At 34.8% G+C, this 14,510-nt stretch carries 12 protein-coding genes; 5 read left to right on the top strand and 7 right to left on the bottom strand.

Annotated features, from left to right (window positions below; all coding sequences use genetic code 11):
* The first annotated feature begins 70 nt into the window (after positions 1-70).
* The 3 genes from DFQ05_RS05865 to DFQ05_RS05855 all read left to right on the top strand — a co-directional run bounded on the left by DFQ05_RS05865 (position 71) and on the right by DFQ05_RS05855 (position 4,564).
* Complete coding sequence (locus tag DFQ05_RS05865) at positions 71-2,302, top strand: S9 family peptidase (RefSeq protein WP_132704474.1); 2,232 nt, start codon at positions 71-73, stop codon at positions 2,300-2,302.
* 31 nt (positions 2,303-2,333) lie between these two features.
* Positions 2,334-3,926 carry a peptide MFS transporter gene (locus DFQ05_RS05860; protein WP_132704473.1) on the top strand — a complete coding sequence of 531 codons (1,593 nt, stop codon included), beginning with the start codon at positions 2,334-2,336 and terminating at the stop codon, positions 3,924-3,926.
* Between the two features lie 86 nt (positions 3,927-4,012).
* Positions 4,013-4,564 carry a thioredoxin family protein gene (locus DFQ05_RS05855; RefSeq protein WP_199221979.1) on the top strand — a complete coding sequence of 184 codons (552 nt, stop codon included), beginning with the start codon at positions 4,013-4,015 and terminating at the stop codon, positions 4,562-4,564.
* Between the two features lie 56 nt (positions 4,565-4,620).
* Here DFQ05_RS05855 and DFQ05_RS05850 read toward each other — a convergent pair whose 3' ends face one another.
* From DFQ05_RS05850 to surE, 5 genes are all read right to left on the bottom strand, one after another.
* A complete protein-coding gene (locus DFQ05_RS05850) occupies positions 4,621-6,657 on the bottom strand; it encodes a ComEC/Rec2 family competence protein (protein ID WP_132704471.1) in 2,037 nt (678 codons plus the stop codon).
* 87 nt (positions 6,658-6,744) lie between these two features.
* Entirely contained in the window at positions 6,745-7,260 is a 516-nt protein-coding gene (locus DFQ05_RS05845) for a C40 family peptidase (protein WP_132704470.1), read from the bottom strand.
* A 28-nt stretch (positions 7,261-7,288) separates the two neighbouring features.
* Positions 7,289-8,401, bottom strand: coding sequence for a lipid-A-disaccharide synthase (gene lpxB, locus DFQ05_RS05840; RefSeq protein WP_132704469.1), 1,113 nt, complete (start codon positions 8,399-8,401; stop codon positions 7,289-7,291).
* Positions 8,398-8,688 (bottom strand): hypothetical protein, encoded by a 291-nt coding sequence (locus DFQ05_RS05835; RefSeq protein ID WP_132704468.1) that lies wholly within the window; start codon positions 8,686-8,688, stop codon positions 8,398-8,400. The genes lpxB and DFQ05_RS05835 overlap by 4 nt, the downstream gene beginning before the upstream one ends.
* Positions 8,678-9,454, bottom strand: a complete 777-nt coding sequence (gene surE / locus DFQ05_RS05830; RefSeq protein WP_132704467.1) for a 5'/3'-nucleotidase SurE — start codon at positions 9,452-9,454, stop codon at positions 8,678-8,680. The genes DFQ05_RS05835 and surE overlap by 11 nt, the downstream gene beginning before the upstream one ends.
* A gap of 251 nt (positions 9,455-9,705) precedes the next feature.
* Here surE and DFQ05_RS05825 point away from each other — a divergent pair, with 251 nt between their 5' ends.
* Positions 9,706-11,838 (top strand): carboxy terminal-processing peptidase, encoded by a 2,133-nt coding sequence (locus DFQ05_RS05825; protein ID WP_132704466.1) that lies wholly within the window; start codon positions 9,706-9,708, stop codon positions 11,836-11,838.
* A 63-nt stretch (positions 11,839-11,901) separates the two neighbouring features.
* Complete coding sequence (locus tag DFQ05_RS05820) at positions 11,902-12,996, top strand: ABC transporter permease (protein WP_132704465.1); 1,095 nt, start codon at positions 11,902-11,904, stop codon at positions 12,994-12,996.
* Here DFQ05_RS05820 and yihA read toward each other — a convergent pair.
* Complete coding sequence (gene yihA / locus DFQ05_RS05815) at positions 12,993-13,610, bottom strand: ribosome biogenesis GTP-binding protein YihA/YsxC (protein ID WP_132704464.1); 618 nt, start codon at positions 13,608-13,610, stop codon at positions 12,993-12,995. The two genes, DFQ05_RS05820 and yihA, sit on opposite strands and share 4 nt — an antisense overlap.
* 35 nt (positions 13,611-13,645) lie before the next feature.
* A complete protein-coding gene (locus DFQ05_RS05810; RefSeq protein WP_132704463.1) occupies positions 13,646-14,410 on the bottom strand; it encodes an alpha/beta fold hydrolase in 765 nt (254 codons plus the stop codon).
* Positions 14,411-14,510: the final 100 nt, after the last annotated feature.

The raw sequence follows: 14,510 nt of genomic DNA, 5'->3' as shown, positions 1-14,510 counted from the left end.
TGTTAATAATTCGGGTTTTTTGCATATTTTTTAGTAAACTTGGCATTGCTTTATCAAATCATAATAATTAATGAAATTATCGCACGCTTTAGGCCTAATTGCCTTATTTGTTACAACTCTCGTAACAGCTCAGAACAAACAAATTAGCTTAGAAGAAATTTGGAATGGTTCTTTTAGAACCGAAGGCATGCAAGCCCTGCATTCTATGAACAACGGGCAACAATATTCCGTTTTAAATTTTGATAGAAGTGCCAGAACATCGTCTATAGATATTTACGATTATAAGACTTTAGAAAAAGTAAATACGCTTGTAAACTCTGCAAATTTAGTCGAGGTACAGGCGTTTTTTGATTATAGCTTCAGTAAAGACGAATCTAAAATTTTGTTGACGACACAGTCTCAACCCGTTTTTAGACGTTCGACGCTAGGCGAATATTACATTTATGATACAAAGACCAAAAGCATATCAAAACTTAGTGATAATTTGGTGCAAGAACCTACATTTTCTCCTGATGGGCAAAAGGTAGCTTACGGTTACGAAAATAACTTGTACGTTAAAGATTTAACTTCTGGAGAGACTAAGCAATTGACGTTTGATGGTAAGAAGAATAGTATCATTAACGGTATTACAGATTGGGTTTACGAAGAAGAGTTTAGTTTTGTGCGTGCCTTTGACTGGAATGCCGATAGCAATAAAATAGCCTTCATAAGATTTGATGAAACAGAAGTTCCAGAATTTTCGATGGATGTTTTTGGGAGTGGATTGTACCAAACACAGCAAGTGTTTAAATATCCTAAAGCTGGAGAGAAAAACTCCAAAGTATCCTTGCACCTTTATGATTTAAAATCTGATGCACTTTCAGAAATCAAAGTTGATAAGTCTTATAACGATTTTTACATTGCAAGATTGAATTGGACCAACGATGCTGATGTGTTAAGCGCACAGTATATGAATCGTCATCAAAACGAATTGGATTTGTGGATGATTGATACAGCTAAGAGTACTTCAAAATTAGTTTTGGCTGAAACCGATAAGGCCTATGTTGATGTGACTTTCAATCTTACGTTTTTAAAAGATAATAGCTTTATTTGGACTAGTGAAAAAGACGGATACAATCATATATATCACTACACTAAAGATGGTGAATTAATTAATCAAGTTACTGATGGTGATTGGGAAGTCACTAATTATTATGGGTTTGACGAAGATTCTAAGACTATTTTTTATCAATCGGTTGAAAACGGCTCAATTAATAGAGATGTCTATTCTGTAAAACTTAACGGAAAAAACAAAAAGCGTTTAACCAAACGAGATGGTACAAATAGTGCTTCTTTTAGCGCAGATTTCACCTATTTCATTAATACACATTCTAGTGCAACTTCGCCGCAAGAGTACACTTTAAACGATTCAAAATCAGGAAAACTGATTAAGAGCATTAAGGATAACGATAGATTAGCGCAAAAAGTTGCAGATTACGTAACTTCTAAGAAAGAATTTAGTACAATTTCTGTTAACGGAAACGAACTAAATATGTGGATGATAAAGCCTGCGGATTTCGACCCAAATAAGAAGTATCCACTCTTTATGTATCAGTATTCAGGCCCAGGTTCACAGCAAGTGGCAAATCGCTGGAATGGTGCTAATGACTATTGGTACCAACACTTAGCTCAAGAAGGTTATATTGTAGCTTGTGTCGATGGAAGAGGAACAGGATATAAGGGTGCGGATTTTAAAAAAGTAACACAAAATGAACTTGGTAAATACGAGGTTGAAGACCAAATTGAAGCTGCAAAAAAACTAGGCGCTTTGCCTTACATAGATGAAAGCAGAATTGGTATTTGGGGATGGAGTTATGGAGGTTTTATGAGTAGTAATGCCTTATTCAAGGGTAATGATGTATTTAAAATGGCTATAGCCGTAGCGCCAGTAACAAGTTGGCGTTTTTACGATACCATTTATACGGAGCGTTACATGACTACACCTCAGGAAAATCCTAGCGGATATGATGAAAACTCACCTATAAACCATGTTGATAAACTTAAAGGTGACTTTTTACTAATTCATGGTTCTGGAGATGATAATGTGCATTTACAGAATACCATGCGAATGGTTGAAGCCTTAGTGCAAGCCAATAAGCAGTTTGAATGGATGGTATATCCAGATAAAAATCATGGTATCTACGGCGGAAATACTAGATTACATTTATACACTAAAATGACGGACTTTATTCATAAAACACTTGGCGATAAACGCGTAAAGAGTGATAATAAAGAAGAAGTGAAGTCAAAGATTAAAGGATAAACTAACTAAATACTAACTAATATAATTATATATGGAATTTAAATTTGGAGGTTCGGAAACAAATCAAAAGACTGTTTTAGGTCACCCATCAGGATTATTTGTGCTCTTTTTTACTGAAATGTGGGAACGTTTTTCTTACTATGGGATGAGAGCGTTACTTGTACTTTTCTTAACTGCAGCTATTCTAGGTGAAGGAGGCTGGGGCTGGGAAAGATCAGAGGCATTAATTCTTTATGGATGGTATACAGGATTAGTTTATATAACCCCGATTATTGGAGGCTTTATAGCTGATAAAATAATGGGATATAGAAAAGCTGTGGTTCTAGGAGCTTTATTGATGACACTAGGGCATGCTTCGATGGCGCTTGAAGTTACTGCTGATATGTTTTTCTACTTAGGTCTTGGACTTTTAATTATTGGTAATGGTCTTTTTAAGCCGAATATTTCTTCAATTGTTGGGCAACTATATAAATCTCAAGGAAAAGAAAAGGATGCTGGTTATACGATTTTTTATATGGGAATTAACGCAGGAGCCTTCTTAGGTATTCTATTGTGTGGCTATATTGGTGAATCGGTTGGGTGGCATTATGGTTTTGGGCTTGCTGGTATTTTTATGTTTTTTGGGATGTTACAATTCTTCTTTGCGCAAAAAATATTTGGGAATATTGGTTTATCACCAAAAGATGCTGAAGATTTAGATGATGCTATCGAAGATTCTATTGAAGATACTAAAGATGCAATAGAGGCTGTAGCTGACCATGCTTCTAAATCAAAAATCACGGCAGATAGATTAAAAGTTATTGGTGTGTTTTCTTTCTTTACAATATTCTTTTGGTGGGCTTTTGAGCAGGCAGGAGGTTCAATGACAATTTTTGCTGCAGATTACACTGATCGTATTTTAACGGGTGATGGCGCTACTACATTTAAGATATTTAATACACTTCTTACGGTGGTGCCTATGTTAATTATTACTTGGGTTTTAATTCTATTATTTAAACAAACATTTGCAAAATATGCATTATCAAATGTTTTACTAGGTACGAGTTTTGTTATTATATGGGGAATCGTAATATGGATGTTGAATAGAGAGTTTAGTGCTGAAGTTGCTGAAGTTAAAGCATCATGGTTCGGAATTCTAAATTCCTTCTTTATTATTGCTTTTGCACCATTATTTTCTAAATTGTGGGAAAGTAAATACAACCCATCAGGTCCAGTGAAGTTTGCAATTGGACTAATGCTACTAGGTCTTGGATTTGGAATTTTAGCTTATGGTTCTATGGGTATTCCTCTAGGAGCTAAAACAGCTTCTGTTAGTATGATATTTTTAGTACTAGCTTACTTATTCCATACATTAGGAGAGTTATGTGTGTCTCCAGTTGGCTTGTCTTACGTTAGTAAATTGGCACCTTTAAAGTTAGTGGGTATGATGTTTGGTATTTGGTTTGTAGCAAACTTTATCGCTAACCTTACTGCTGGATGGACAGGAAGTTATATTGACCCAATTGTTGAGGAATATGGTATGGCGACCTTCTTCTTGATATTTACTGCTATTCCTGTCGGAGCCGGAATAATCATGTTAATACTAAATAAAACATTAATTAAGATGATGCATGGCATTCGCTAGAAAAAAGTTAAAATAAACACTACGCCCCGTAATGGGGCGTTTTTATTTTGTAAGTTTGGTCTAGTAATTGCTACTGAGTAGATATGATGAAAAAGATAATATTTGGAATGTTTGTTGTGTTCTTTACAATAAACATATCAGCACAAGAAATTAATTGGATAACTTTTGAAGAAGCCGTAGCACTTCAAAAAAAGAATCCTAAGAAAATTATGATGGACGTCTATACCAACTGGTGTGGTCCTTGTAAAATGTTAGATAGAAATACCTTTCAGAATAAAGATGTGGTAGAGTATGTCAACGCTAATTTTTACGCTGTAAAATTTAATGCGGAAGGTAACTCAACCATCACGTACAAGGATAATACCTTTTCTAATCCTGGTTATGACGCAAGCAAAGCTAATAGACGAAATAGTCCTCACGAATTTTCTCGATTTCTTCAAATTAGGGCATATCCGACCATTGCTTTTTTTGATGAAGAATTACGACTTATCGCCCCAATTACAGGTTATCAAAATCCTCAACAATTAGAGTTGTACTTAAAATTGTTTAAAAGCGATGAGTACAAATCTATGACATCTCAAGAGGCATTTAACGAGTACTACAAGAACTTTAAACCTAGCTTCGGACAAACAAAGTAATAAGTTTGGTGTGTGACCTTGAGCGTAGTCACAATGGCTTTTTTATCAAATTAATTTTATTTCAATATAAAAGCGCCCTTTTCATAAGTATTATGGAAAGAGATTTTTTTATGCCTACACGTTTGTTTCCATCGCTCAACATAAGATTTATAATTACTAGCATCGGCAATAATTTGCTTAGGTTGTAAAGAGTCAATAAGTCGATTGAGATTAATTTTTGGAGAGTCTTTTAACAGAACATAATCTGGTTTAAAGTTTTTTATATTGTAGACACCTAAACTATCGACGATTAGAATTTTCTCATTTTTAAAACTATAAACTAGTTCAAGACGGTCATAAATTGTGGAATTAACAAAATGACCAACTTTGTAATTTTTTAGAGTCTTTTCATGTAGGATAGCGTTAGAATCTAAATTGTGATAGACGACTAACTGGTGGTCTGCTTTTTTTCCTAAAATTGTAGCTCTGGTTTTATTGTATATCACCAACTCATTTGTACTGTTTTTATGTTTGGTATAAATCAAAACACAAGAAAATAGTAACACACTAAAAAGCGAGTAATGTATTGATTTCACTGACTTTTGTTTGAAGAGATAGAGTCCACTAATAATCATTAGATAGCTTGCTAAAACATGATAGATACTAAATGAGATGTCTCTTAATAGGAAATTTTCAAACTGGGCAATCCAAGCGATAAAGTTATTCAAGGATTCAATAATAAACCCGAAACCTTTAGCAAGGAAGCTAGGCAATATGTTTATTAAAGCTAGTAGAATAACCAAAATGCCTAAGCCTAGTATAACACCTAACACGGGAATGATGACCAAATTTGAAACAAAAAACAGTCCTGGAAATTGATGAAAATAGAACAAGCTAATTGGCGCAACACCTAATTGCGCTGCTATAGTCACTGTAAAAATTTGCCAAAAATAATCTACGACTTTATACTTAGGTGTCCATAATTTATAAAGCATAGGTTGAATGCTTACTATAGCTAATACTGCTAAGTAACTCATCTGAAAACCAACATCGAAAAGATAAATAGGCTTCAAGAGCAATAAAATAAAAGCCGATATGGTAATGGTGTTATAGATATTCGTTGGACGACGTAAAAACTGTGCAAACGTAATAATGCTAAACATGGTAACCGCTCTCGTAACAGAAGGTGATAATCCCGCGACAAAAGCAAACGACCAAAGTACGAGTAGAATTAAAATTGGTTTTAGAATATGCTTCCCATTTTTTAATCGGTGTAAAGGCCTCAATAAATAATTGAGAATGATAAAAATAATCCCAACATGAAGTCCAGAAACCGCAAGTATGTGTATAGTGCCCGCGTTAACGTAGTTATTGTAAATTTCGGGGCTTATATCTTGACGCTGCCCTAATAATAGTGCATTAATAATAGCTAAAGTGTCTGGTTTAAAACCTGCTTTTTCGAGCTTAAAGTTAACTTGAGTTCTAAAAGCGTCGGCATAACTCGCTATAGATTTTGAGTGGCTTACTAGTTTAATCAGTTCATTAGAATCTAAATAGATTTGGTGATGGATGTTGCGTTGCTTTAAATAATTCCTGTAATCAAACTGAAAAGGATTTTTTGGACCTGAGACTTGAGAAAGTTGACTGTTTGTAAAATAGAATTCTCCAATACCCAAATCATAAAGTGTAGAATCTTTTTGGAGATTCAGCAATACTTTTCCACTAGCTTTAATATCATTAAGGCTAATGATTTCTGCAACATATTTTAAGTTGTAATTATCAGGTTTTAGACGCTCTATTATTTTTAATTGGAAGTCTTGATAATTTGAATAATCAATTTTAGAATTAATGTAATGGGACGGTTGAATAGTTTCATCATAAAGCTGAGTTCTTAGAACACCTAACAGAACGAATATTGAAACAACTAGTCCGCCAAACAGATGAGTAAGTTTATTCTTCTTAAAAGCGTAGAGATATGTTGCTGTAAGTCCTAAGCCTAAAATTACAAGTGCATAAAGTGAGTTTTTTATAGAAATTTCAAAATAAAAACCAATACATATGCCAATAATAAGGCAAATGCTGAGCTTTATTATGTTGAAATTAAGCAACTTCATAACAGAAAGTTACTCAAAAAATTGAAATGTAATACACTTAATTTGGTAGCTAAGATTTTTTAAGGTTGGTAGCTGAGGCTCTCGAAGCTACAAATACCGTCTTGCTTGTACGTAAGCCAAGTACCAATACCGCTCCGAGACTTTAGATATCATTACGCCGCGGCTTGTAGATGCGTGAATAAAAGAAATATCACCATTTTTTACTTCGGTTACAATCCCGACGTGATTTACTTTTCGGCTATTTTTCTTAGTAGCAAAAAATACCAAATCACCTTCCTGCACCTTTTTTATATCAACCCAATCTCCAGCAGAAGAGAGCGCTTGGGTTGTACGTGGCATAACAACATCATGAGCGCCAAAAGATGCATAAATTAAGCCAGAACAATCCATCCCTTTTTTAGTTGTACCACCATATTTATAACGAGTTCCTTTAAACGTTTTGGCATAATTGATTATAGATTGTGCTTTGTCGGATATTTGGTTTTTCGATGTTGTTTTTGTGGTAATTACGGTTTTCCGTTTTGAACTTTTAGAGGCTTTTCGGGAAGAACCACAGCTGCTAAGTAATGCAAGTAAAATGAAGAGTAAGTAGGTTTTTCTCATAGTTGTCTTCTGTACAAACGGAAGTCTTTTAATTCTTAATAGCCTCGTAAATTAATTTTGCAGTATTCTCACTTGCGCCTCTACCACCTAACTTTTGTTCCAATTCGTAATAATCTAAAAAGAGTTGCTCGCGTTTTTCAGGATTCAAAATAGTATGCAATTCTTTCTTAAGTTGTTTTGTATTTAAATCGTGCTGAATTAACTCTGTAACAACTTCTTCATCCATAATCAGATTAACCAAAGAAATAAACTTAAGCGTGATAATGCGTTTTGCTATTTGGTAAGATATAGCATTTGCCTTATAACAAACAACTTGCGGTACTTTAAATAAGGCTGTTTCTAAGGTTGCTGTACCAGAGGTGACCAAAGCAGCAAAAGAGATACTCAGTAAATCATGTGTTTTATTATCTACAAAGGCAATAGGTCTGTTTTTTATTATAGACTGATAAAAACTATATTCTTGGCTCGGTGCGCCTGCAATAACAAATTGGTAATCCTCAAAATCTTCAATAACGCTTAGCATCACATCAAGCATTTTTTTAATTTCCTGTTTTCGGCTTCCTGGCAATAAAGCGATAATTGGTTTACTACTAAGTTGATGTTCTTTTCTAAAAAGAGTTTCATCAACAAGTTTTCTATCAGAAATAGCATCAATTAACGGATGCCCTACAAAATGAACGTCGTAACCATACGTTTTATAAAACGCTTTTTCAAAAGGTAAAATCGTATACATAGCGTCTACATCGCGTTTTATTTTCTTAACGCGACCAGCACGTGATGCCCAGACTTGAGGAGAAATGTAGTAGTGTGTTTTATAACCAAGAGCTTTTGCCCATTTGGCTATCCTAAGATTAAATCCAGAGTTATCAATAAAAATAATAACATCTGGTTTGTAAGATTCTATATCCTCTTTACAGAATTTTATAAAACCAAGAATGGTTTTAAGATTCATAATTACTTCGGCAAAACCCATAAAGGAGCGCTCTTTGTAGTGTGTTACTAAAGTGCCACCTACAGCCTGCATTAAATCACCACCCCAAAATCTAATGTCAGCATCTTGGTCCTCTTTTAAGAGGGCTTTCATCAAATTAGAGCCATGTAAATCTCCCGAGGCTTCCCCAGCAATTATATAGTACTTCATAGCTTATTTATTAAAAATAATATCCCAATTAAAATTGTGGCAAGGAGAACACCTTTAGCGTAATTATCTTTTTTTCTATTTAGAAAGAAATAAAAAACAGGGAGATTGATTAAAGCACCTATACTAGCGCGTTTGTCTAATAAAATGGTGCTAAATGACCTGTCGATTATTCGATTAATGGAGCTGCCTTTGTAGAGGCCGACACCTAAATCAAAAATAAAAATACCTATACCAACAGCAATTAGCCCCACAAAAAAACCAATGATAATTTCCTTTTTATGATTCAAAATTCCAAGTGTTTAATTTTTGAATGGCATGATGTGCTGTTAAATCAAATTGAACTGGCACTACAGAAATATAGTTATTAGCAAGCGCCCATTCGTCTGTATCTTCACCTTGGTCCATATTTACAAATTTTCCTGTTAACCAGTAGTAATCGCGACCCATTGGATTGGTTCTTTTATCAAACTCTTCTTCCCAATTTGCTCTTGCCTGACGGCATATTTTTACACCTTTAATTGCGTCTTTTTCAACATTGGGTATATTAACATTAAGTACAACGCCATCTTGTAATCCGTTTTCCAAAACATTAGAAGCAATTGTTTTTACAAATGGCTTACAATGTTTAAAATTGGCACTCCAATTATAGTCTAATAATGAAAACCCAATGGCAGGAATTCCCTCTATCCCAGCTTCTAGTGCTGCACTCATCGTTCCGGAGTATATAACATTTATAGATGAGTTAGAGCCATGATTAATGCCAGAAACGCACAAATCTGGTTTACGTTTTAAGACTTCTCTAACCGCTAATTTTACACAATCTGCGGGTGTGCCAGAACAACTATATTCTGTCTGCGGGCCATCATCAATGGTGACTTTTTCGACATGTAGCGTAGAATTAATTGTTATAGCATGGCCCATAGCGCTTTGCGGGCTGTCTGGAGCTACTACGACAACATCACCGATAGAATTCATAACATGAATTAAGGTGCGTAATCCAGGTGCGGTTATGCCATCGTCGTTAGTTACAAGAATAAGAGGTCTTTTAGCCATTTAAATGATTATTTAGCTATGCTAAAATACTAAAATACCTAGGAAAAGCGATATAATATTGGTTTAACAAAAAATTAGTAGCAGTTTGGTTTTATGGCACGATTTTTTCGTCTATTTTAGACAATTATTGATAATATTATTGCGCACAAATTGAAATTAGAATGAAACATCCATGACTAAATATTAGTCACTCATAAAGATGATTCTGTAGGATGTTCCGTGCGACCATTAAGAACAATAAAAATTAACACATGAAAGGGAGATACAAATTTTTACTACTAGCATTATTAATAGCCGTTGCATCTTGTAGTTTTACAAGTAAAGTTGATGGCGATGGCGATAAAGACAAGTTATTGGTTAGATTAATTACTTATCTATTAGACCAAGGTCACTATGCGCCACAAGATATAAATGACGATTTTTCTGCACGTGTTTACGAGGATTATATTAATCAACTAGATCCTTTTAAGCGCTATTTTTATGAGTCAGATATAAAAGAATTTGAAACTTACAAGAATCAAATTGATGACCAGCTTAAAGCTTACGATTTAAGTTTTTTTGATTTAACACATCAGCGTTTAATTCAAAGAATATCAGAATCTCAAGAGGTATATTCAAAAATATTAGATAAACCTTTTGATTATTCAAAAGAAGAAGAATTTAATTCGGATTACGAAGCGTTAGACTACGTTAAAAATAAAAGAGAGCTCAAAGAACGCTGGAGAAAGCAGTTAAAGTTTTCTACCATTGCAAATTATGATGAAGCTTTGGAAACTAATAGACTATTAGCAGAGGATGACGAAACGGTTGAATTAAAATCTGAAAAAGAAGTCGAAGCCGAAGCTCGTGAAACAACCAAAAAGTCGTTAGAAGAATTATTTACCTACATCCAAGAGCGCGACAGAGAAGATTGGTTTGGTGTGTATATAAACGCAATCGTAAGAGAGTTCGACCCGCATACATTTTATTTTACACCAGAAGACAAAGATCGCTTTGATGTAGATATGTCAGGTAAATTTGAGGGTATAGGCGCCAGATTACAACGTAAACTAGATGTTATTTCAATTAGTGAGCTTATAAGTGGTGGCCCAGCATGGCGTCAAAACGAATTAGAAGCTGGTGATCAAATATTAAAGGTTAGACAAGAGGATGAGGAAAAGGCTGTAAATATTGTAGGAATGCGAATTGAAGACGCAGTAAAATACATAAAAGGACCAAAAGGAACTTCTGTGATTTTAACTGTAAAAAAAGTTGATGGGACCGTAAGGGATATTACAATTGAGCGTGATGAGGTTGTGCTAGAAGAAACCTATGCTAAGTCTTCTACTGTAATAAAAGATGGAAAGAAATACGGTATAATTAATTTACCGAGTTTTTATGATAATTTCGACAGAAACAATAGAATTAGTAGTGCAATAGACGTTAAAAAAGAAATAGAAAGACTTAAGAAAGATGGCATCGAAGGGATTGTTTTAGACCTCCGCGATAATCGTGGTGGTTCACTTGGTGCTGTTGTAGATATGGCAGGATTATTTATTGAAGAAGGTCCGATAGTGCAGGTAAAGAGTACTACGGAAGACAAGCGTGTACTTAGCGATACGGATAAATCTATCGTTTGGGATGGGCCTTTAGTAATTATGGTTAATGAGTTGTCTGCTTCTGCTTCCGAAATATTAGCGGCCGCGATGCAAGATTACAAACGTGCTGTAGTTATTGGTAGTGAACAAACTTTTGGAAAAGGAACAGTGCAAAACGTGGTAGACCTAAATAGGATGGTGCGCAATAATTCTAATGGCGACTTAGGTGCTATTAAATTCACAACAGATAAGTATTACAGAGTTAATGGAGGTTCTACACAGTTAAAAGGGGTAAAGAGTGATATCATAGTTCCAGACCGTTACAAATATATAGGTATAGGAGAGCGCACTCAGGATAATCCGTTGTCTTGGGACAGAATAGATGCCGCAGATTACAAACTATGGGATAACTATTACGATTACGATGCCGCTATCGAGAAAAGTAAGCAACGTATTGCAAATAACGAGCAATTAAGACTTATTGATGAAAACGCAAGATGGATTAACGAAATAAGAGATAACGAAACTTTCTCTCTAAACTATGAGCAATACAAACAACGTTTAGAGTTAAATGAAGAACAGGCTAAGCGCTTTGAGAAAATATCAGACTACAAAACTAATCTGTCGTTTAGTTCTCTCCCTTACGAATTGAAGCTTATCGAAAAAGATTCTATATTAAAAGAAAAGCGTAAGCGTTGGCATGAGAGTTTAAGCAAAGATGTGTATGTAGAAGAGGCGCTTAATGTACTTAATGATTTAAAACTATCATATGCTATTAAAAATAATGTAGCGCAAATGAAAAACTAAATATTATCTTTATCATTTATACACTATTCTGTCACTTCGAGCGGCAGTCGAGAAGTAATTTAAATGTCTAAAAGCAACAACTCATTAACAGGTTTAGCGCTCCAAAAATTCAAACAGAATATTTGGGGCGTTTTCAGTTTTTGGGTTATCGTAGCAATAGGTTTAGTGTCTATCTTCGCTTATGTATTAGTGCCAGACGATTCTAAAAATGCAAACCAGATGCATTTGTCTATTCACTCTAAATCTCCGGGCTTTAAAGTGCTAATGCTGGAAATACCGAATGATATTAAAGACGAATCCACTTGGCTATCAAAACTATTTTTTGGAAAAAACAATGCAACCACAGAAATCCCAATTTCTAATTATAAGATTGAAGGCGAAAGTCTAGTCTATACAGAGTATGCAGATGACGGTTTGGTTGGTCAGCAGAAATCTATAAATATTTCAACTTTTCCAAATGCTGAAGCAGAGTCTTATATCAAAGAAAGAACTTTTGTATTTGGCACAGATAAGTACGGAAGAGATTACTTAAGCCGGATTTTAGTCGGTGCTCGAATATCATTTTTTATTGGTTTTGTAGCAGTTTTTATCTCCTTAATTGTTGGTTTGTTTATGGGTAGTCTAGCGGGTTATTATGGTGGAAAAGTAGACGCCTTTATTATGTGGATTATTAATATCACGTGGTCAATCCCAACGCTATTGTTAGTAATTGCTATAACGCTTGCTTTGGGTAAAGGATTTTGGCAAGTATTTATAGCTGTAGGTTTAACGATGTGGGTTGAGGTGGCAAGAGTAGTTAGAGGACAGATAATTGGTGCAAAACAATTGCAATATGTTACAGCGGCTAAAGCATTAGGTTTTACAGATTTTAGAATTATTACAAAACATATTTTGCCAAATATTATGGCACCTTTGATTGTAATTTCTGCAGCAAATTTTGCAGCAGCCATTTTAATAGAAAGTGGTTTGAGCTTTTTAGGTATTGGTGCACAACCACCAATGGCAAGTTGGGGTGCTATGATAAAAGACCACTACAACTACATTATATTAGGAAAACCTTATCTGGCTTTAATTCCAGGGATTTGTATCATGATTTTAGTAATGGCATTTATGCTTATTGGTAATGCCTTACGTGATGCTTTGGATGTGAAGAGTTAGAGCTGATTTCTTAATTTCTCAATCTCCTCATTCGTGTCACTGATAAAGCCAAGTACTTCATCTTGTCCAATTTTTTTACTAGAAGAAGTTACGAAGTAAGGTGGCAGTTCTTCCCAGAATTGCAAAAGCCGATTGCAATAGTCTTCTACATGTCTTTCAATAGCTTTTGGTTTCAGCTTGTCCGCTTTAGTAAAGATGATAGAAAAAGGTATTTCACGTTCGCCCAGATATTGCATAAAGTCTAAATCTATAGGCTGAGGTTTGTGTCTGATATCTATCAGTACAAAGGCAGAAACCAGTTGCTGGCGTTGTTCAAAATAATTGGTAATAAACTTTTGAAAGGTCTTTTTAGTAGATTTAGAAACTCGCGCATAGCCATAGCCTGGTAAATCTACAAGAAACCAATTATCATTAATAATAAAATGGTTAATGAGTTGTGTTTTTCCTGGGCGTCCAGAGGTTTTTGCTAAGCTTTTTCTGTCCGTAAGCATGTTAATAAGAGAAGACTTTCCCACATTACTACGCCCAATAAAAGCGTATTCTGGCAATGGCTGTTTAGGACATTTAGCCACGTCAGAATTGCTCATTACAAATTCAGCAGACTTTATTTTCATGGTTAGTTCCGTGAAAACGGAAATCTTTTTTAGTATTAAAACTCTCTAGATTGCAACCAGCTATAAAGAATTTTATTAAATTCATCCGGATGTTCCATCATGGCTGCATGCCCACATTTGTCAATCCAAAATAACTCTGAGTCTGGTAACAACTCGTGAAACTCATCCGCCACATCAGGAGGTGTAACAGTGTCATTTTTACCCCAAATAATACAAGTAGGTGTGTGCATTTTTGGTAAATCCTTTGCCATATTATGTCGGATGGCACTTTTAGCAATTGCTAAGGTTTTTATGAGTTTGTTTCTATCGTTTACTGTCTCGTAAACTTCATCTACAATTTCTTTAGTCGCAACTTTTGGGTCATAAAACACATCTTGCGCTTTTTTCTTGATAACCTCATAGTCGCTGCGTTTCGTATATCCGCTACCCATAGCACTCTCGTATAGGCCAGAACTACCTGTAATTATAAGGCCTTTTACTTTTTCAGGATATAGTTTGGTGTGGTAGAGACCGATATGTCCTCCTAAAGAATTGCCAAGAAGAAGTACTTTTTTAAAGCCTTTAAATTCTATAAAGTCATGTAAATATTTAGCAAAAGTCTTTACGTTGGTTTTTAATAAAGACATCGTGTAAATAGGTAGTTCTGGGATAAGAACTTTGTAGCCTTTAGCGCTAAAAAAATCAGTTACGCCGTCAAAATTACTCAAACCACCCATAAGCCCATGTAGAACAATTATAGGGGTGCCTTCTCCAACTTCGATATATCTAAAATCCTTTTCTTCCTTTAAAAGGTGTGCCATGCATTAGTTAGTATAGTTAAAAACAAATATAGTTAAATACTTGGGATAAAAGGAGCATTAAGCTGCTGGTTTTTTACCAATCCAGATAGACTTTAATCAT

Source organism: Winogradskyella wandonensis (assembly GCF_004346845.1).
Taxonomy (GTDB): domain Bacteria; phylum Bacteroidota; class Bacteroidia; order Flavobacteriales; family Flavobacteriaceae; genus Winogradskyella; species Winogradskyella wandonensis.
Note: the sequence above shows the minus strand (reverse complement) of the source record. Positions and strands in the feature narration are given on the sequence as shown.

Coding starts and splice junctions, on each gene's coding strand:
- DFQ05_RS05865 (WP_132704474.1), top strand. CDS start 71: ATGAAATTATCGCACGCTTTAGGCCTAATTGCCTTATTTGTTACAACT.
- DFQ05_RS05860 (WP_132704473.1), top strand. CDS start 2,334: ATGGAATTTAAATTTGGAGGTTCGGAAACAAATCAAAAGACTGTTTTA.
- DFQ05_RS05855 (WP_199221979.1), top strand. CDS start 4,013: ATGAAAAAGATAATATTTGGAATGTTTGTTGTGTTCTTTACAATAAAC.
- DFQ05_RS05850 (WP_132704471.1), bottom strand. CDS start 6,657: ATGAAGTTGCTTAATTTCAACATAATAAAGCTCAGCATTTGCCTTATT.
- DFQ05_RS05845 (WP_132704470.1), bottom strand. CDS start 7,260: ATGAGAAAAACCTACTTACTCTTCATTTTACTTGCATTACTTAGCAGC.
- lpxB (WP_132704469.1), bottom strand. CDS start 8,401: ATGAAGTACTATATAATTGCTGGGGAAGCCTCGGGAGATTTACATGGC.
- surE (WP_132704467.1), bottom strand. CDS start 9,454: ATGGCTAAAAGACCTCTTATTCTTGTAACTAACGACGATGGCATAACC.
- DFQ05_RS05825 (WP_132704466.1), top strand. CDS start 9,706: ATGAAAGGGAGATACAAATTTTTACTACTAGCATTATTAATAGCCGTT.
- DFQ05_RS05820 (WP_132704465.1), top strand. CDS start 11,902: ATGTCTAAAAGCAACAACTCATTAACAGGTTTAGCGCTCCAAAAATTC.
- yihA (WP_132704464.1), bottom strand. CDS start 13,610: ATGAAAATAAAGTCTGCTGAATTTGTAATGAGCAATTCTGACGTGGCT.
- DFQ05_RS05810 (WP_132704463.1), bottom strand. CDS start 14,410: ATGGCACACCTTTTAAAGGAAGAAAAGGATTTTAGATATATCGAAGTT.